Origin of the sequence: Cryobacterium sp. M96 (assembly GCF_002929845.1) — a bacterium.
Taxonomy (GTDB): Bacteria; Actinomycetota; Actinomycetes; order Actinomycetales; family Microbacteriaceae; genus Cryobacterium; species Cryobacterium sandaracinum.
The window spans coordinates 1-18,930 of sequence record NZ_PJJS01000043.1 but is presented as its reverse complement, the minus strand read 5'-3'; the positions used below and the strand labels follow the sequence as shown (position 1 = coordinate 18,930).

15 protein-coding genes are annotated in these 18,930 nt (G+C 69.3%); 11 read left to right on the top strand and 4 right to left on the bottom strand.

From position 1 onward, the window contains the following. Positions 1-51: 51 nt before the first annotated feature. Positions 52-1,254 carry a glycosyltransferase family 2 protein gene (locus CXY79_RS06365; protein WP_199186730.1) on the top strand — a complete coding sequence of 401 codons (1,203 nt, stop codon included), beginning with the start codon at positions 52-54 and terminating at the stop codon, positions 1,252-1,254. A gap of 53 nt (positions 1,255-1,307) precedes the next feature. Here CXY79_RS06365 and CXY79_RS06360 read toward each other — a convergent pair whose 3' ends face one another. After that, positions 1,308-2,609, bottom strand: a complete 1,302-nt coding sequence (locus CXY79_RS06360; RefSeq protein ID WP_104100307.1) for an O-antigen ligase — start codon at positions 2,607-2,609, stop codon at positions 1,308-1,310. 19 nt (positions 2,610-2,628) lie between these two features. Next, on the bottom strand, positions 2,629-3,933 hold the full coding sequence (locus CXY79_RS06355; RefSeq protein ID WP_104100306.1) for an O-antigen ligase: 1,305 nt from the start codon (positions 3,931-3,933) through the stop codon (positions 2,629-2,631). Between the two features lie 80 nt (positions 3,934-4,013). Between CXY79_RS06355 and CXY79_RS06350 the strand changes: the two genes are divergently transcribed. Beyond that, complete coding sequence (locus CXY79_RS06350; protein ID WP_104100305.1) at positions 4,014-5,690, top strand: FAD-dependent oxidoreductase; 1,677 nt, start codon at positions 4,014-4,016, stop codon at positions 5,688-5,690. Then, positions 5,687-5,992: a metal-sensitive transcriptional regulator gene (locus CXY79_RS06345; RefSeq protein WP_104100304.1), complete on the top strand. Its 306-nt coding sequence runs from the start codon at positions 5,687-5,689 to the stop codon at positions 5,990-5,992. Before CXY79_RS06350 ends, CXY79_RS06345 begins: the two co-directional genes overlap by 4 nt. Positions 5,993-6,242: 250 nt before the next feature. Here the strand turns inward: CXY79_RS06345 and CXY79_RS06340 are convergent, their stop codons facing one another. Continuing rightward, positions 6,243-7,421: an acyl-CoA dehydrogenase family protein gene (locus CXY79_RS06340; protein WP_104100303.1), complete on the bottom strand. Its 1,179-nt coding sequence runs from the start codon at positions 7,419-7,421 to the stop codon at positions 6,243-6,245. Between the two features lie 133 nt (positions 7,422-7,554). On the opposite strand from CXY79_RS06340, the gene manA reads away from it, so the two are divergent. The 8 genes from manA (at position 7,555) to CXY79_RS06300 (ending at position 18,621) form a co-directional block, all read left to right on the top strand. Next, positions 7,555-8,895 (top strand): mannose-6-phosphate isomerase, class I, encoded by a 1,341-nt coding sequence (gene manA / locus CXY79_RS06335; RefSeq protein WP_104100302.1) that lies wholly within the window; start codon positions 7,555-7,557, stop codon positions 8,893-8,895. A 257-nt stretch (positions 8,896-9,152) separates the two neighbouring features. Continuing rightward, positions 9,153-10,109, top strand: coding sequence for a hypothetical protein (locus CXY79_RS06330; protein WP_134401200.1), 957 nt, complete (start codon positions 9,153-9,155; stop codon positions 10,107-10,109). A 313-nt stretch (positions 10,110-10,422) separates the two neighbouring features. Next, complete coding sequence (gene galE / locus CXY79_RS06325; RefSeq protein WP_104100300.1) at positions 10,423-11,397, top strand: UDP-glucose 4-epimerase GalE; 975 nt, start codon at positions 10,423-10,425, stop codon at positions 11,395-11,397. A 158-nt stretch (positions 11,398-11,555) separates the two neighbouring features. Then, entirely contained in the window at positions 11,556-11,876 is a 321-nt protein-coding gene (locus CXY79_RS06320) for a WhiB family transcriptional regulator (RefSeq protein ID WP_104100299.1), read from the top strand. Between the two features lie 144 nt (positions 11,877-12,020). Beyond that, positions 12,021-15,134: a glycosyltransferase gene (locus CXY79_RS06315; RefSeq protein ID WP_104100298.1), complete on the top strand. Its 3,114-nt coding sequence runs from the start codon at positions 12,021-12,023 to the stop codon at positions 15,132-15,134. Next, positions 15,124-16,581: a DUF5719 family protein gene (locus CXY79_RS06310; RefSeq protein ID WP_104100297.1), complete on the top strand. Its 1,458-nt coding sequence runs from the start codon at positions 15,124-15,126 to the stop codon at positions 16,579-16,581. Before CXY79_RS06315 ends, CXY79_RS06310 begins: the two co-directional genes overlap by 11 nt. Before the next feature lie 25 nt (positions 16,582-16,606). Beyond that, positions 16,607-17,560: an MTAP family purine nucleoside phosphorylase gene (locus CXY79_RS06305; protein WP_233191311.1), complete on the top strand. Its 954-nt coding sequence runs from the start codon at positions 16,607-16,609 to the stop codon at positions 17,558-17,560. Further along, positions 17,557-18,621: an NAD(P)-dependent oxidoreductase gene (locus CXY79_RS06300; RefSeq protein ID WP_104100296.1), complete on the top strand. Its 1,065-nt coding sequence runs from the start codon at positions 17,557-17,559 to the stop codon at positions 18,619-18,621. Before CXY79_RS06305 ends, CXY79_RS06300 begins: the two co-directional genes overlap by 4 nt. Positions 18,622-18,726: 105 nt before the next feature. Here CXY79_RS06300 and CXY79_RS06295 read toward each other — a convergent pair. Continuing rightward, positions 18,727-18,930, bottom strand: a 204-nt coding sequence (locus CXY79_RS06295) for a transposase (RefSeq protein ID WP_146068096.1), incomplete at its 5' end; no start/stop codon positions are given.

Sequence of the window (18,930 nt, the reverse complement as noted above, 5' to 3'; positions counted from 1 at the left end):
GCTTCACCCGTTTCACACCATCTCCACAGTTCTCCCTCGCAAAAGGACATCATGACCGACTCCACCGCTGTCGAATCCGCTGTCGAATCCGCAGTCGTCGCGATCGAACTCTCGATCGTCATGCCTTGCCTCAATGAGGCGGAGACCCTTGCCATCTGCATCGACAAGGCCCAGGCCTACCTCTCCGGCGCGGGGATTGTGGGCGAGGTCGTCATCGCCGACAATGGCAGCACCGACGGATCCCAGCAGATTGCCCTCGACCACGGCGCCCGGGTCGTACCCGTTGCGGCGAAGGGATACGGCAACGCACTGATGGGGGGGATCGTCGGCGCACGGGGTACCTATGTCATCATGGGCGACGCGGATGACAGCTATGACTTCAGCACCCTGGATCCCTTTGTGGCAAGGCTCCGGGCCGGCGATGAACTCGTGATGGGAAACCGGTTCCGCGGCGGGATCGAACCCGGGGCCATGCCGCCCCTGCACAAATACCTCGGAAACCCGGTTCTGTCGACGATCGGGCGGATGCTGTTCCGCTCCGAGATCCGCGACTTCCACTGCGGCCTGCGCGGCTTCAACCGCGAATCGATCCTCGGCCTCGGCCTGATCACCACCGGCATGGAATTCGCCAGCGAAATCGTCGTGAAATCCACCCTCGACGGGTTACGCGTCAGCGAAGTACCGACCACCCTGTCCAGAGATGGCCGGAGCCGTCCGCCGCACCTGCGGAGCTGGCACGACGGATGGCGTCACCTGCGGTTCCTGCTGTTGTTCAACCCCCGCTGGCTGTTCCTGATCCCGGGGTCGGTGGCGTTCGCAGTCGGTCTGCTCGCTACCGTCGCCCTGGTGTTCGGGCCACTGGAGATCGGCCGGGTCGGGCTGGACGTCTCCAGCCAGGTGTATCTGGCCGCACTGACGGTCGTCGGGTACCAGGCGGTGTTGTTCGCCCTGCTGACCAAGCTCTACGGCCGGCGCGAGGGGTTCCATCTCCCGCGGAGTCAGGCGTTCGAGCGGTTCGCCGAGCGAGCGAGCCTGGAAAGCGGAGCGGTCGTCGGGCTCACTCTCTTCATGGCCGGCCTGGGTGTCGCGATCGTTCAGCTGGCCACGTGGGGCGCATCGGGCTTCGGCCCTCAGGACCCGGTTGACACGATGCGCCTGGCGGTGCCGGCGGCACTGTTCATGATGCTGGGCTTCCAGACGGCGATGTCGGGAATGTTCCTCGGCATCCTCTCGGTCGACATCCGACGGGCCTAGATTTCGTTGTCGGTGCGCGCTCGGCCCTCGCTCGGGTCGGCTCCCAGCGACCTCTACTCCGGGTGCCGGTGCGGGGTGGGCTGCAACAGGCTGCGCCAGCTCTTGCCCTGCGCGGCCTTCACGGCGCAGATCAGCAGCAGCAGCCAGCCGAAGTCGACCAGAACAGTGCTTTCGGCCGCCGAGGTGACCAGCAGGGTCACCAGCACCAGCGGCGACCAGACATAGACCATCGAGCGCTTATCCGAGGCGAGCAACCACGACCGCCAGAAGGCGAGCGTCACGAGCGCGAGGAACGACAGGAGGCCGACCAGGCCGACCTGGAAGTAGACGTCGAGGAACGCGTTCAGCGCGGAGGCCTGCGGGCGCCCGGTGACGAAGCTGAGCCAGCCGTAGGGCGTGACGTCGATGGGCCAGAGACCGGCCCAGCCCCAGCCCTCGAGCGGGTTCAGCATGGCCAGACGCCAGATTTCGCCCCAGAGTGTGGTGCGGGCCTCGAACTCGCTGCCCGCGTTCAGCTGGTCGGTGATGCGCGCGCGGGCCGCAATCGCGATGATGCCGGCCACGACGGTGCCGCCGAGCAGCCCGATCTGCAGCAGCCACCGGTTCGCGGCGGGCGTGGCGCGCAGCCAGATCAGCGCCAGCGCGGCGAGGCCCACGAACAGGGCCACCACGAGGATGACGGGGGAGCGGGTGAGTAGCAGGCCGAACACGGCCAGGGCGATGGAGCCGATGCCGAGCCCGCGCCGCACCGACCGGGACCGCAGCTCGACCGCGAAAGTGACCGCCGCGATCAGCGAGACCAACCCAAACACGTTGCGGGAGCCGAAGAGGCCCTGCACGGGCCCGAAAGAGTCGATGTTGCCCTGGATGCCGAGGAAGACGAAGGGCGTGTCGAGCAGCAGGCCGGAGAGCACCTCCAGAGCCAGGGACACTCCGAGCAGCACCCGCAGCACGTCGCCGGTGGCGCGCACGACCTGGATGGTGTCGCGGGCCAGGGCGATGTAGATGGCCAAAAAGGTGAAGGCGAGCTGGTAGAGCGAGGCGCTGAGGGTGTGCAGCGGGTAGCTGGACCACAGCACCGACAGGGCACACCAGCCCACGAAGACCATGATCGAGATCGGCAGGAGCCCGTGCCAGTCGACGCCGGCCCAGCGGGCGGTGAGCGAGAACGCGGCCAGCACGACGAGGCCCACGAGAATGCCGACGACGCCGGGCGGGCCGATCACGGCGCGCAGGGCAGTGGTCGAAAAGGCGAAGCCGATGATGACCAGCGCCAGCGAGGAGGCGAACTTGGGGGAGGCGAACAGCCGTGTGAACTGGTCCGGCACGGCGGGGGGATACGCGCGGTAGGTCATGACGTTCCCACGCTACCGCCTAAGGCATCCGTTGATTGGTTGCCTGCTGTCGCTTCGTGATCACGGCGAGCACGACCAGCAGCAGCCAGCCGGACTCGATCAGGATGCGGCTTTCGGCCAGGCTCTGGGCGATCAGGGCTACCAGGAGCAGCAGCGGGAGCAGGGCGGAGGCCGCGTAGGGTTCCGTGTCGGCGAGGGCGCGCCTGGGCCGGTCGACCGCGAGGAACCAGCAGCGCCACAGCGTGGAGAAAACGGCGGCGGCGAAGATGATCAGCCCGAGGACGCCCAGCTGAAGCCAGACGTCGAGCCAGGCGTTGTGCGCCTGAAGGTAGACGACGCCGCGGCGCACGGCGAGACCCTCGAAGGGTTCGACCCAGGGGGCCCAGTAGCTCACCCACCCCCAGCCGAACACCGGGCGCTCGGCGGCCAGCCCGGCCACGCTGCGCCAGATGTCGAGGCGGCCGGTGAGGTCGGCGGATTTGCCGAGCAGGGCGAGGAGCTGCGGCGTGAGGGCCACCAGGCCGACACCGCCGACGACCACGGATGCCCCGGCCACCAGGTACACCGGCCGGCGCCCCTCGGGGAGCCGGCGGCGGGCCCAGAGGGCGAAAAGCAGCGCTGCGGCGACGGCGGCAGCAGCAAGCGTCACGGTCGCGGACCGGGTCAGCAGCAGCACGAACACCCCGAGGCCCAGCCACGCCAGACCCCAGTTGCGGCTCACGGTGCCGGCGGCGAGCTGAACGGCGAAGACGATCACGGCGATCAGTGCCACGAACCCGAGCAAATTGCGGTTGGCGACGATGCCCTCGATTGGCCCGCCCTGCAGCAGGATACCGCGGGTCCAGTAGTACGACTCCGGCACGTTGCGGGTGCCGTAGTCGACCCAGAAGGGGAGCACGGCCTGCCGCACGAACAGGGCGACGATGAGCTCGAAGGCGAGGGACAGGGCGAGGATCCAGCGCAGTGCGGCGGCGAGCGTGCGCAGCAGCTCTGCCCAACTCAGGCACAGGGCGAGGAACAGTGCGGCCAGCGTGGTTGCCCACTGCAGGGTGACTCCGATCAGGGAGGCGCCGAGGTAGAACGACCAGGCCAGCGACAGGGTGGCCAGACCGAGGAAGGCGATGAGCGATTTCGGGAACCGCGACCACATCCAGTCCGGGTTCAATTTGACGAGGGCGACGACGCTGCTCACGACGATGACCAGCGCGATCGCGCCGTAGCCCCACCAGCCGAACAGGCTGCGCCAGAACTGGCCGGCCAGGACGGAGAAAAAGACGAGCGTCGCGAAGGTGCGAACGACGAATCGGCTCTGGACGGCGGGCATGTGTCTAAGGCTAGAGCGTGCCGGGGCGGTCACCGATCATTTTCTATACCCCCTGGGGTATACTTATTCCGGAGGTTCGAATGAAAACGATCATTGTTGGTGGAGTTGCGGGCGGAATGTCGGCGGCGACGCGGTTGCGTCGGCTGGACGAGACGGCAGACATCATTGTATTTGAACGCGGCCACTATGTCTCGTTCGCAAACTGCGGACTTCCCTATTACGTGGGCGGCGTGATCACGGACCGCAGCAATCTTTTACTCCAGACCCCGGCATCCCTCGGGGCCCGCTTCCGCCTCGACGTGCGCGTCGACCACGAGGTCACGGCGATCGACCGGGAGGCGAAGACGGTCTCCGTGCGCCAAACGCAGACCGGCGCCGAGATCACCGAGACGTACGACCGCCTCATCCTGGCTGCCGGAGCGACGGCCCGAACCGGGATCACCCCGGCCGGCCTCGCCACTCGCACCCTGCGCACGGTCGACGACGTCGACCACATCACCGCTCTGCTGGCCGGCGTCACGGGTCAGGCCTCCGCCGTCGTCATCGGCGCCGGGTTCATCGGCTTGGAGGCCGTCGAAAACCTCGTTCGCCGCGGCGTGCACGTGACCCTGGTCGAGTTCGGCTCCCAGGTCTTCGGGCCCTTCGACGCCGAGATGGCCGCGCCGATCTTCGACGAGCTGCTCTTGCGGGGCGTTGACGTACGCCTGAACACGACCGTCGTCGCCGCCGCCGACGCGGGAGTCAAGCTCAGCGACGGATCCGTCGTTCCGGCCGACCTCGTCATCGACTCCGTCGGCGTGCTCCCCGACACCTCGCTCGCCGCCCGGGCGGGCATCACGATCGGCGCGAGCGGCGGTATCGCCGTCGATGGCAGTCAGCAGACCAACGACCCGTCGATCTACGCGGTCGGCGACGGCGTCGAGAAGATCGACGCCGTCGACGACAGCGGCATCCTGATCACCATGGCCGGCCTCGCAAACCGGCACGGCCGGGCGGCCGCCGACAGCATCGCCGGCGAGCCCGCGTCGGCCTCCCCGGTGCTCGGAACCGCCATCCTCGGCATCTTCGGCCTGACGGCGGCCATGGTCGGCTGGAGCGAGAAGCGTCTCGTGCAGCGCGGCCGCGCGCACCGGGTCGTGCACACCCACCCGGCGTCGCACGCCACCTACTACCCCGGCGCCGAGGGCATGTCGATGAAGCTCCTGGTCGACCCGGCGACGGATGCCATCCTCGGCGCCCAGATCGTCGGCGGCAGCGGCGTCGACAAGCGCATCGACATCTTGGCGACGGCGATGACCGGCGGACTGACGGCATCCGCTCTCACCCGCCTCGAGCTGGCTTACGCGCCGCAGTACGCGTCGGCGAAGGACCCGATCAACCAGCTCGGCTATGTCGCCGACAACCTTGCCGCGGGAACGACGCGTGCGCTGCAGTGGCACGAGCTGGCCGCCGCCCGGGCCGCGGGCGCGGTGCTCGTGGATGTGCGCTCGGCGGCGGAGTTCGCCGCCGGGAACATTCCCGGCGCGATCAACGTTCCGGTGGACGAACTGCGGGACCGCCTGGCCGAGCTGCCCGACGCACCTGTGATCGTGCACTGCCAGGTGGGCCAGCGCGGGCACACGGCCGCACGCATTTTGAGCCAGAACGGGCTGGACGTGCAGAACCTCGACGGCGGCTACCGCACCTGGATCGCCGGCGAAACCGCTCTCGGCCTGATGCCCGTCATCGCCGCCAAGTCTGAAAGGATTCCGGCATGACCGAAATCACCGCTACCGCTGCCGACGTCGCTGCTGCCGACGTCGCTGGGGAACAGAACCAGAAGAAGATCCTCAACCGGTTGCGCCGGGCCCAGGGCCAGCTCGCGGCGGTCATCACCGCCGTCGAGGCCGGCGGCAGCTGCAAGGATGTCGTCACTCAGCTCGCCGCCGTGTCCAGCGCCCTCGACAAGGCCGGTTTCGTCATCGTCTCCACGGCGATGCGCGAGTGCCTCGACAACCCGCAGGGGGAGAACTCCCTCACGGTCGAGGAGCTGGAGAAGCTCTTCCTGACGCTGGCGTAGCCTCCCGACGCGAGTCGGGCCCGCTCGGCGTTGAACCAATTCGACGGAGATTCTCCCGTGAAAGCGCTTTTTCGGGGTTCTGGGGACTAGTTTGGCCAAAATCTCCGTCGAATTCGTTCGGGGCTCGGGGCTNGTTTGGCCAAAATCTCCGTCGAATTCGTTCGGGGCTCGGGGCTCGCGGTTCGGGGCTCGGGGTTCGGGACTCGGGGCTCGGGGCTCGCGGCTAGGGCGGGCGCGGCCCCTGACTCGCCTAGACGAAGGCCGCCTGGCCGGTGATGCTGCGCCCCACGATCAGGGTGTTCATCTCCCGGGTGCCCTCATAGGAGTAGACGGCCTCGGCGTCGGAGAAGAAGCGCGCCACATCGTACGAGAGCACGATGCCGTTGCCGCCGAATAGTTCGCGGCACCAGGCCACCGTTTCGCGCATCCGGGCAGTCGTGAAGAGCTTGGCCAGGGCGGCGTGCTCGTCGCGCTGGCTGCCCTCGTCGAGCATCTGCGAGACCCGCACGACCATGCCCAGGCTGGCGGTGATGTTGCCCAGCGACTTCACCAGCAGGTCCTGCACCAGCTGGTGGCCGCCGATCTCCTTGCCGAACTGCGTGCGCTCCTTCGCGTACGCGACGGCCGCCTCGTAGGCGCCGATCGACGTTCCCACGGCCGCCCAGGCCACCTCGGCTCGGGTCAGGCGCAGAACCTTGGCGGTGTCCTTGAACGAGTTCGCGTTCTGCAGCCGGTTCTTTTCGGGCACGACCACGTTCTCGAGCACGATGTCGGCGTTCTGCACCGAGCGCAGGCTGATCTTGCCCTCGATGCGGGTGGCGCTGTAGCCGGGGGTGTCGGTGGTCACGATGAAGCCCTTGACCATGCCGTCGGCGGTGTCTTTCGCCCAGATGATGGTGATGTCGGAAAAGGTGGCGTTGCCGATCCAGCGCTTGGCGCCGTTCAGAAGCCAAGTGTCGCCGGTGCGGGTGGCCGTCGTGCGCAGTCCCTGCGCCGCGTCCGAGCCGGAGAGCGGCTCGGTCAGCCCGAATGCCCCCACGAGCTCCCCGCTCGCCAGGCGCGGCAGCCACTCGTCGCGTTGCTCCGGCGAGCCGGTCGCCGAGACGGTTCCGCAGGCGAGGCCGTTCTGCACGCCGACGAACGTGGCGACGGATGCGTCCACGCGCGCCGTCTCCAGGGCCACGAAGCCGCGGAACACCGCGGAGTTCTGGAAGGGCCGGGTCTCAGGCCAGCCGAAGGAGTAGGCCCCGAGCGCCGCCAGCGGCCGGATGACCTCGGCCGGGAACTCGGCGCGCTCCCAGCATCCGTTCACGATGGGCCGAACGTCGGACTCGAGGTAGGCGCGCAGATTGGCGAGCGCGGTCTTCTCCTGATCGGTCAGCAGATTCTCGTAGCCGTAGAAGTCGCTGGGAAGTAGCTCGAAGGTCATCAGGTGCTCCATTGCAAAGGTGGCGACGGCCGGCGTGCGGCGGTCGGCGGATGTTCGCAGCCTACGGTCGCGGAACCGGCACGCCGCAAGCGGTTGGTAGTTTGGTCTAAACCTAAGAGTGCAGGAGAGCGCCATGTTTGTGGGCATCACCAATACGCCGCGGCACTATGCCTGGGGTTCGACCACCGCCATCGCGGGTCTGCTCGGCTACGATCCGTCGGGCACAGCTGAGGCCGAACTCTGGCTGGGCGCACACCCGGGATCGCCGAGCGTCATCACCGACCCCGAGCAGGTCGGCGGCCACCACACCCTCCTGGACTGGATCCACGCAGCCCCGGAGGAGGCCCTCGGCGCCGCGCTCGCCGCGCCCGCTGCTCCGCGGTTGCCGTATCTCCTGAAGATCCTCGCCGCCGCGGGACCGCTCTCGCTGCAGGCGCACCCGACCGCGGAGCGGGCACGGATCGGCTTCGGCCTGGAGAACGCGGCCGGTATTCCGCAGGATGCGGCGGACCGCAACTACCGCGACCCGTTCCATAAGCCCGAGGTGATTTTCGCCCTGAGCGACACCTTCGAGGCCCTCTGTGGGTTCCGCGAGCCGGTCGAGATCCGCGGCATCCTGGGCGAGCTGCGCGCCCTCGACGTGGCCTCGGACGACCCGCAGCCCGGCGCGCTCGATGCGCTCGAGCGGCACCTGCTCGGCGACGACGCACTGCGCGACTGCGTCGACTGGTTGTTGCGCGACGGCCGCGGCGGCGATTCCGGCGAGGTGGCCTGGCTGGTCGAGCGGGTGGTTGCCCTCGCCGTCAGCGCGGCCGACCTGGCCGAGAGCGGCGCGATCCTCGACTACCCGCTCGAACTCGCCACCGTGCGGGACCTGGCCCGTGCCTACCCGGGGGATCCCGGCATCGTGATCTCGCTGCTGACGAACCGGGTGTCGCTGCGCCGAGGCGAGGTGCTCTACCTGCCTGCCGGGAACATCCACGCCTACCTGTCCGGCCTCGGTGTGGAGCTGATGGCCGCCTCGGACAACGTGCTGCGCGGCGGGCTGAGCCCCAAGCACATCGACGTCGACGAACTGCTCGAGGTGCTCGAATTCACGCCGCTGCCCGTGCCGTACCTTCCGCCCGTGCTGTCGTCTCCGGGCGTCTCGGAGTACCGACCCGACGTGGACGACTTCGTGCTCGTGCACATCGCGGCGGAAGCCGGGGGTGCGGGCGCGCCTGCGGCTGCGGCTTCTCCCGGGGATGCGGGTGCTGGTGCTCGTGCGGCTGCGGCTTCTCGCGCGGGAGTGCCGATGCGGCAGTTCACGCTGACGGGGCCCGCGATCGCCATCTGCACGGCCGGGGGATTCCTGGTGGCCGGTGCGGGGGCATCCGTCGCCCTCAAGCGCGGCGAGTCCGTCTACATCACGCCCGACGAAGGCACGCTCACGTTCGCCGGCGTCGGCGAGGTCTTCCTGGCCACGACCCCCTAGCCCTGGCTCCCCACCAATTCGACGGAGATTTTGCGCTCGAACCCGCTATTTGCCGGTTTGTGCGCTGTTCGGAGCAAAATCTCCGTCGAATTCGTTCGCGGTCGCCCTTCCGCGCAGCAGCGCGGGGGTGCTGGGGCGGTCTGATCGGTAGCGTCCGGGCGGGAAACGGTGCCCCCCGACCCGGTGGGGGCGGCGTGTTATCCCCAAGGTGACGGATGCCGCGGCGCGGGTTCGACTCCGCTGCGAGGCTGCGGGCCATGCGCTCACTCACCAGGGACATCCTCGACCACGGACTCTTCGTCAAACGCGCCGCACTCCGCGCCCGAGGCTGGAGCGATGGGCACCTCCGCGGCGAGGTCAACCGGGGAACGGTCGTGCGGGTGCGCAAGGGCTGGTACTCGGTTCCGTCGGCGCCGCCGTCGGCCGTCGAGGCGTTCCGGATCGGAGGCCGGCTGGCCGGATTGAGCTGCCTGAAGTCCTACGGGATCTGGACCCCGACCACCGGCAGGCTCCACGTCAGCGTCCCCAGCGCCGCGCGCGGGTTGCGGCGCCCGACGGACATGCGCGCACGGCTGGATGTGCTCGACGGTGTGCGGTGTCGCGTGACGTGGAGCGACGACGCGATCGACGGACGGGGCGACTGCGTGTGGCGTACCAGCGTGCACGAGGCCCTGGTGCGCATTCTGCACAACCACGACCGGGTCACCGCAATCGTGTGTCTGGATGCCGCGTTGCACAGCGCCCAGGAAAACGGCGTCGGGATTATCCGCGACGACCTGGGCTGGATCTTCGCCCGCGCGCCGCTGCGGGTTCAGTCCTGGCGTGACGAGGTCGACGGACGCGCCGCCGCGGGTGGGGAAACGGAATTCCGACTCAAGGCCCTGGCCGCGGGCATCCCCTTCGTTCCGCAACCGTTCGTCAGCGGGGTCGGGCATCTCGATGGCCAGATCGGGCCGTCGACCTTCGTCGAGATCGAGGGGAAGGACTGGCATGACGATCCGATCGCCTTCGAGGTCGACCGGGAACGCGATCTGCTGGTTGCAAGCCAGAACGGGCGCACCCTGAGGTTCAGCTACACGCTCCTTCGCAAACAGTGGGGGTTGTGTGTGCGGGCGATGGTCACGGCGCTGGAGTACGACTACCAGCGCGAGCCGTCGGCAGCGTTTCCGCCGTTCCACGAGCGGATGCTGCGGGCGCGCCACCGTCTCGGCTAGGGCCCGGGTCGGTTCCCGGCCCCCGCATCAGGTGTCGCCCCTGCGCCGCGGCGAGCACCCGATCAGCTCGCGGTCGAGCCGCCTGGCGCACCCGCGCGCGTCGCGATCACGGCCCCATCCGTTGCCCGACCCTGCCCGCCCCCGCGTCCGCCACCCTCCGGGAACTCGCGCCGGGCAGCGGCAGGCTGCGCCGGGCGTCCGGGCGACCCGCCCCGACGACCTGCCGCGCTGATCGACCAGCGACAGCCCCGCCACCGAGGCTAGGCTTGCAGAGCGGCAGTGCTTGATTGCCGTCAGATCTTGCGAGGTTCAGATGGCGTGGCTTGTCACCGGAGGTGCCGGATACATCGGTTCCCACATCGTTCGTGCTTTCCTGAAAGAGGGCATCGAGGTGGTCGTCATCGACGACCTCTCCAGCGGGCACGCTGAATTCGTGCCTGCCGACGTGCCGTTTGTGCGCGGCACCCTCCTCGACCGCGAGCTGCTGATGCGCACCTTCGCCGAGCACACCGTGACCGGCGTCGTGCACGTCGCGGGTTACAAGTACGCCGGGGTCTCGGTGCAGCGCCCGCTGCACACCTACGAGCAGAACGTCACGGCCATGGCCACCCTGCTGGCGGTCATGCAGGAGTGCGAGGTCAAACGGATGGTGTTCTCCTCGAGCGCGGCCGTCTACGGCACCCCGCACACCGACCTGGTCACCGAGGAAACCCCGAAGAACCCCGAATCTCCCTACGGTGAGTCCAAACTGATCGGCGAATGGTTGCTGCGCGACCAGGCCGTCGCCGCCGGACTGCGCTACACGGCGCTGCGCTACTTCAACGTGGTCGGGTCCGGAGCGCTCGACCTGCGCGACACCAGCCCGCACAACCTCTTCCCCCTCGTCTTCGACGCGCTGATGGAGGGCCGCATCCCGAGCATCAACGGCGACGACTACGCCACCGCCGACGGAACGTGCGTGCGGGACTACATCCACGTGGCAGACCTGGCCCTCTCGCACGTGGCCGCGGCCCGGCACCTGGACGCCGGCGAGCCGGTGCTGCCCGTCTACAACCTCGGCAGCGGCGACGGAGTGTCGGTGGGGCAGATCATGTCCACTGTGGCGGCCGTCACCGGCATCGACTTCGCGCCCGTGATCGGTCCGCGCCGCGCGGGCGACCCCGACCGGATCGTCGCCTCCGGCGAACTCGCGGCCCGCGATCTGGACTGGGCCATGCGCCACAGCCTGGAGGAGATGGTGCAAAGCGCCTGGGAATCGCGGCAGACGGCATCCGTCTCAGCGTTGTGACCAATCAAATCTCACCGATTTTCGCTCTTGGGCGAGTCGAAACCCTCCAACAAATATTGACGGTTTAGTATCAGCGACTTGACGGCAAGGAATTACACGGCTGTAATTAGGGCTGACGCGTAATTTTGGGCACATTTTGCAGTGGGGTGGATGACGATATGGCGCTATCAGAGTCTCGTGCCGGGGTACCGGAGGACTGGTTCATTGACCCGGTTCGTCTGGGTGTTCCCGGGGTTCGCAAGGAAGCGGGCGACGGCGATCTTCTGTCGTGGCAATCGGACTCGCTCTGCGCGCAGACCGATCCGGAGGCGTTCTTCCCCGAAAAGGGAGGGTCGACCCGCGATGCCAAGAAGATCTGCTCCTCGTGCGAGGTGAAAACCCAGTGCCTGCAGTACGCGCTCGCCAACGACGAGCGGTTCGGAATCTGGGGCGGCCTGTCCGAGCGGGAACGGCGCAAACTGCGCAAGCGGGCCAGCTAGGCCTCAGACGGGCCTTAAAACGACCCACGGCATGCGAATCCGGACCCGACGCCGGCTGCGGCACCGGAGGCGAAGCAGTGTTTTTCAGGCTCGCCCCTCCCATTGCTCCTCATCGGGCCCGAACCAATCTAGGCTGTTCTCCATATGCATGCCAGAGTCACCGCCATCCTCGTTGCCCGTAACGGCGCCAAGCACCTCGACCGCACTCTCGAGGCGCTGAGTCGCCAGACACGTCAACCCGACGTCGTGATCACGGTCGACTGCGGATCGACCGACACTACGGCCGCGCTTCTGGCTGCCTACGCACCGACTCACTTCATCTCAGCGGATGCCGGACTCAGCTTCGGCGAGGCCATCGTCACGGCCGAGAGGGTCATCGCGCCCGCCGAGTCCGATAGCGAAATGCTGTGGCTCCTCGCCCAGGACAGTGCGCCGGAACCCGACGCCCTGACGGCCCTGCTCGGCGAACTGGAGATTGCGCCATCCGTTGCCGTGGCCGGTCCCAAGGTCATGGACTGGGACGCCGGCGACTACATCCACGAATTCGGGCAGTCCTTGACGCCCGGCGGTGCGACCGTCACCCTGGTGGAGAGCGAACTCGACCAGGGCCAGCACGATGGAATGGGCGACGTGCTCGCTGTGAGCGCCGGCGGCATGCTGGTGCGCCACCTCGTCTGGCAGCAGCTCGGCGGCTTCGACCCGGCCCTGCCGTCCGCGGACGACTCCCTCGATTTCTGTGTGCGCGTGCGGATGGCCGGTTACCGCGTCTCCGGCGTCGCCGCGGCTCAGGTGGCCTCAGCCGGAGACGGCGTTGCCGGCACCAGCGGCTCCTCCCGCGGCCGCGCGCGCCGCAAGCGCCTCCGTGCCATGCGCGCCGCGCAGCTGCATCGCCGGCTTGTCTACTCCCCGCGCTGGATGATCCCTCTGCACTGGCTGGCCCTGGTTCCCCTCGCGGTGCTGCGCTCGTTCGGGCAGTTGCTGCAGAAGGAACCCGGGGCGATTCTGGGTGAGTACTCCGCCGCGTTCGCCGCGGCTTTCAGCGGTCTGCGGGTGAGTGCTGCCCGGCGCCGCTTCGGTGCCACCCGCACCCTGGGCTGGGCGTCGATCGCCTCGCTGCGCGTGCCCACCGTCGAGGTGCGCCGCCGCCAGGCGCTCCGCCGTGAGGCCAGCCTCACCAGCGTGAACGGCGAGGTGCCCGAAATCCGCTTCATCTCCGGTGGCGGCGCGTGGACCGTGTTGGCCGCCCTGGTGGCCGGCCTCATCGTCCTGGGCCCTCTGATCGGCGCCCGCACCCTCACCGGCGGCGCGCTGCTGCCACTGTCGGACACCCCCGCCGAACTCTGGGGGAGCATCGGCTACGGCTGGCGCGACATCGGCCTGGGCTTTGTCGGCGGCGCCGACCCATTCGCCACGGTGCTGGCGGTGCTGGGCTCGCTCACCTTCTGGGCGCCGTCCTTCTCGCTCGTCCTGCTCCACTTCCTCGCCCTGCCGCTGGCCGCCCTCGGCGCCTGGCTTGCCGCGACCCGCCTCTCCGAGCGCGCGTCCATTCGCGCCATCGCCGCCGTGCTCTGGATGCTGTCGCCCACCTTCCTCAGCGCCCTCGCTGCCGGGCGTCCGGCTGCGATCCTCGTGCACCTGCTGCTGCCGTGGCTGTTCTTCGCCGGGTTCATGGCCGCCCGCTCGTGGTCGGCGTCCGGCTCCGCGGCCCTGCTGTTCGCCGCCATCGTGGCTGCGGCGCCGTCGCTCGCGCCCGCGCTCCTGGTGGTCTGGCTGATCGCCATGCTGCTCAGTGGGCGCAGCGGTATGCGGTTCATCGGCATCCCTCTGGCGGCGCTCGCCCTCGCGGCACCTCTGATCTGGAATCAGGGACTGCGCGGCAACTGGCTGGCCCTGCTGGCGGACCCGGGCCTGCCTCTGCCCGCCCCCGACGTCTCGGTGTGGCAGCTGTTGCTCGGCTTCCCGTCCGGTGAGCTCGGCGGGTGGACCCCGCTGCTCGAGACGCTCGTGCTGCCCGGTGTCGACGCGTCCGTGCTCGTGCCGGTGCTCCTGATCCCGCTGGCCGTACTCGGCGCCCTTGCCCTCTTCCTGCCTGGGGCCCGCGGCGCGAGCTTCGCGCTGCTGACCGCCCTGCTCGGTGCGGGCACGGCCATCGCCGCCAGCCAGCTCTCCCTTTCCTCGGTGGGCGGCCAGCCGGTCGGCATCTGGGCCGGCGCCGGGCTCAGCCTGTACTGGCTCGGACTGGTCGGCGCGGTCGTCTTCGCCCTGCGCGGCCTGCGCCGCTTCGCCATCGCCCCGGCGGTCACCGTGGTCGCCCTGCTCGTGATCGTGGTGGCGCCGCTGGTCGCAGCCCTGCCCCTCGGCACCAGTGTCGTGGCCGAGGGCATCGACCGCACCCAGCCCGCGTTCGTCAGCGCCGAGGCGCAGACGGATGCCCGGGTCGGCACCCTGCAGATCGTGCCGCAACCCGACGGGGGCATCCTCGCGACCATCGTGCGCGGTCCCGGCGCCACCCTGAACACCCAGTCCACCCTCAGCAGCACCGACGTGACCCTCAGCCCGCGGGAGGAGGAGCTGGCCACTTTGGCCGGAAACCTCGCCTCGCGCAGCGGGCTCGACGCCGCGGCCGGCCTGGCCGACTTCGGCATCCGTTTCGTGCTGCTTCGACCGGCCGCCGTCGCACCGGCCGGTCCCGGAAACACGGCGCCGGTCACCCCCGCGGCAGAAGAGACCGCCGGCCGCACCACGACCGCCCTCGACGGCAACGCCGCCCTGGCGCCGGTGGGAGACACGGTCTTCGGCCGGCTCTGGCAGTACGAGGTGACGGATGCCCCGGTCCCCACCGCGGCCAACGGCGCCATCCCGGCCAACGCCGGCGGCACCCTCGGTCTGGTGTTCCTCGTCATCGCAGTGCTTGTGGTCGGGGCCACCGTGCTCCTGTCGATCCCCACTGGTGCGGGGCCGGAGGCGGTGCGTCAGGCCAGCCGGGACGCCATCCGCAACACGGCGAAGGCCCGCACCAGGGAGAACAAACGTATCGCCAAGGCGGCGGCCCGTAGGAAGCCCGCGCCCGGCTTCCGGCCCTCCACCGAGCGCGCCGTCACGCCCGCGGCGGCGGGAGCCTTCGACACAGTCGCACCGGTCACGTCGACTGAAGCCGTCCCTGGAACGTCACCGGACGTCGGTTCCGGTACCGGACCCGATTCCGGACCTGACACGGAAATCGGCGCCCGTTCGGAGGAGCACGACCATGCCCAGTAAACGCGGAATCGCCCTGCTCGGGGCGCGGGCGGTGGCCGGATTGGTCGGTCTCGGCGTCGTCGTCGCATCCGTCGGCGCGGCAACCCTCGTCACCTGGCCCATGTTTGAGAAGGGGCCGTCGTCCATCATCGTGTCGCCGACTCCGAGCGAGCAGCAACGAGTCTGCCCGGGGCCGCTCCTCGTGCTGGCCGAGGATTCCAGCCAGGCACAGGCAGCCAGTTCCGTCGGAAGCGCTGCAGCCGTTTTCGGCGCCCATGCGGCGTCGGGCGAGCCGGGGTGGATCGAACCGGAGGTTACAGCCATCGCGGCCCCGGACAACGCGAACCCCGAATCGTTCGGCGCACCGCAGTTGCTGCGCGTTCCGACCCCGCCCGGGTCGGGGGCGGCACCGCTGGTCACGGGCAGCCAGTCCCAGATCGCGGGCGGCGAATCGCTCGGTGGCCTGGCCGTCGCGGGCTGCGGGGAGGCGGCCGGTGATAGCTGGCTCGTCGGCGGTTCCACCGACATCGGCCGCACCAGCCTCGTGCTGCTCAGCAACCCCACCACGGTCGTGGCCACCGTCGACCTGGCCGTGTTCGGCGAGACCGGTCAGGTGGATGCCCCCGGCTCCACCGGAATCCTCGTGCAGCCGGGCACCCAGCGGGTCGTTTCCCTCGCCGGACTAGCCCCCAACCTCCGCTCACCCGTGCTGCACGTGCAATCCAAGGGCGGCCAGGTGGCGGCCACGCTGCAGCAGAGCATCGTGCGCGGGCTGGAACCCGGCGGCGTCGACCTCCTCGGTCCCTCAAACGGCCCCGCCGAAGCCCTGGCGATCGCCGGCGTGATCGTCTCCAACGCGGCCGGATCGGATGCCCCCGACGAGGTCGGCGGCCTTAGTGACGACGTCACCTCGGTGCGGGTGCTTGTTCCCGGAACGGTGGCGGCGACGGTCCAGGTCGGTGTGACCGGTGCGACCGGCCAGGCGGCCGGGGCCTCGGTCCAGGTCGACATCCAGCCGGGGGTTGCCACCGAGGTGCCCCTGACCGGGCTCGTGCCCGGTACCTACTCGCTGGAACTGACCGCCAGCGAGCCGATCGTGGCCGCGGCGCAGAGTTCCGCGGCGGGTTCCGCAGGCCGCGACTTCGCCTGGTTCGCGTCGTCCGACGTCCTCGCCGACGAGTTCCTGGTGGCCGCCGCCGACGGCCCGTCCCCGCAACTCAACCTGGTCAACATGGGCACCGTCGACGCCACCTACACGGCCACCCCCGACAATGGCACATCCAGCACAGTGGCGGTGCCGGCCGGCGGCTCGGCCACGATGCCGTTGGAGCAGTCGCAGCGCTACCTCGTGTCCGGCGGCACCTCGACCGTGGCTTCGGTGGCCTACGCGGGCGACGGGCTGCTCGCGGCATTCCCGCTGAGCCAGGCCGGGCCGCTGGCGGCCCCGATCCGGGTCTACCCCCGCTAACCGTCTTCCAACCTCTGGAGATCCCGTGATCGAGACCACCAGCACCACCACTAGCACCACCACCAGCACCGCCGACGTGGGCGTCGCCGTCATCGGCGGGTCCGGACTGTACCGGCTCTTCGACGCCGGCACCGAGACATCCGTCGACATCATCACGCCCTATGGCCCTCCCTCGGCGTCGATCTCCATCGGATTGCGGGCCGGCCGGCGGGTCGCCTTCCTGGCCCGGCACGGCGGCGACCATTCGGTGGCGCCGCACCTGATCAACTATCGGGCCAACATCTGGGCGCTCGCGTCGCTGGGCGTGAAGGCCATCATCTCCTCGTCGGCCGTCGGCGGCGTCAGCCCCGCATACCCGCCGGGGATGCTGGTGGTGACCGACCAGTTCATCGACCGCACCTCGGGCCGTGCCGACACCTTCTACGACCAGGGCACGGTCGCGCACCTGGCCGCGGCCGACCCGTTCGATCCGGAGTTGCGCCGCCTCGCGATCGGCGCGCTCGCGACGCTGGAGGAGAACTTCGCACCCACCGGCACCTGCGTCGTGATTCAGGGCCCGCGGTTCTCCACCCGGGCGGAATCGCTCTGGTTCCGCGCCGCGGGCGCGCACACCGTCAACATGACGCAGTACCCGGAGGTCGTCCTGGCCGCCGAACTCAACATGGGCACGGTCAATCTCTCCTTCGTCACCGACGCCGACGCAGGCCTGGCCCCGGTGCCCACCGTTCAAACCGACACCGCTCAGACCGACACACCTCAGGCCGAGGTCGAGGCCGATCCGGATACCGTTTCCGCCAGCCTGGTCTTCACGCGTCTCCGGGCCGCCCAGCCGCGGATCCTGGCCGCGATCGACGGCATCCTGCGTGCCCTGCCCGAGAATTTCTCCCCTCGCGAGCTGATCGCCCCCGAGCAGGTCGGCGTCGTGCTCGATCGTCGTCCTGCACCTGCCCCTGCCGCGCCGGCCGGAGCCGACGCGTGACCCGGCGCCTGCTCGTCACGGGTGGGGCCGGTTTCATCGGCGGCGCGATCGTCCGGGACGCGCTCGCCCGCGGCTGGCAGGTACGGGTGCTCGATTCCCTCCGCAGTGACGTGCACGGTGGACTCCCGGTGCTGCCGAACGGTGTTGACGTGATCGTCGGCGACGTGACCGACGCATCCGTCGTCGCGCTCGCTCTCCGCGACACGGATGCCGTCTGTCACCAGGCCGCGAAGGTCGGCCTCGGCGTGGACTTCGCCGACGCCCCCGACTATGTGCACAGCAACGAGGTCGGCACGGCCGTTCTGCTCGCAGCGATGACCGAGGCCGGGATCAACCGGTTCGTGCTGGCCTCCTCGATGGTGGTCTACGGGGAGGGAAGCTACCGCGGCCCGGAGGGTTTCACGCGTCCGGGACCGCGCCGCGAGGCCGATCTGCTGCGAGGCGTGTTCGACCCCGTCGATGAGGCCACCGGTGAGGCCCTCGAGCCACTGCTCATCTCCGAGGACGACCCGCTCGACCCGCGCAACGTCTACGCGAGCACCAAGCTGGGACAGGAATACCTCGCGTCGGCGTGGGCGCGCGCCACCGGAGGCCGGGCCGCGGCGCTCCGTTACCACAACGTCTACGGGCCGGGGATGCCGCAGAACACGCCCTACGCGGGTGTCGCTTCGTTGTTCCGCTCGGCGCTGGAACGCGGCGAGGCCCCACGGGTCTACGAAGACGGCGGCCAGCGTCGCGACTTCGTGCACGTCGCCGACGTCGCCTCGGCCAACCTCGCCGCGCTCGACTGGACCGCCGGCATCGAGCCGTCCACTTTCCGCCCCTTCAACGTGGGCAGCGGCGTCGTGCACACCATCGGCGAGATGGCCGCGGCCCTCAGCGTGGCCACCGACGGACCGACCCCCGTCGTCACCGGGCAATTCCGGCTCGGCGATGTGCGCCACATCACTGCCTCCTCGGGGCGACTCCGCCGCGAACTGGACTGGGCACCCAGCATTTCATTCGAGGAGGGCATGCGCGCTTTCGCGAACGCGCCCCTGCGCGCCGCAGTCACCCGGTAGCCCCGGTATGAACCAATTCGACGGAGATTTTGCCGAAAAGAGTCGGTTTGAGGCCGAAAACAGGGTTTATGGGCAAAATCTCGGCTCTCCTGCTGCTTCTGTGGGTTAAACCCGGCCGGGGAGTGCGGGTTTGTGGCCGCCGAGGCTGAGCATGGCGAGGGCGATGAGGGCGTCGGGTGATTTGAAGCCGAAGGCGATTCGGGTGAGTAGTCGGATCTTGGTGTTCATGGATTCGATGCGGCCGTTGGAGAGGCCGTGCTCGATCGATGCAAGGATCGCGGCCCGGTGCTTGACGATGGAGCGTTGGAG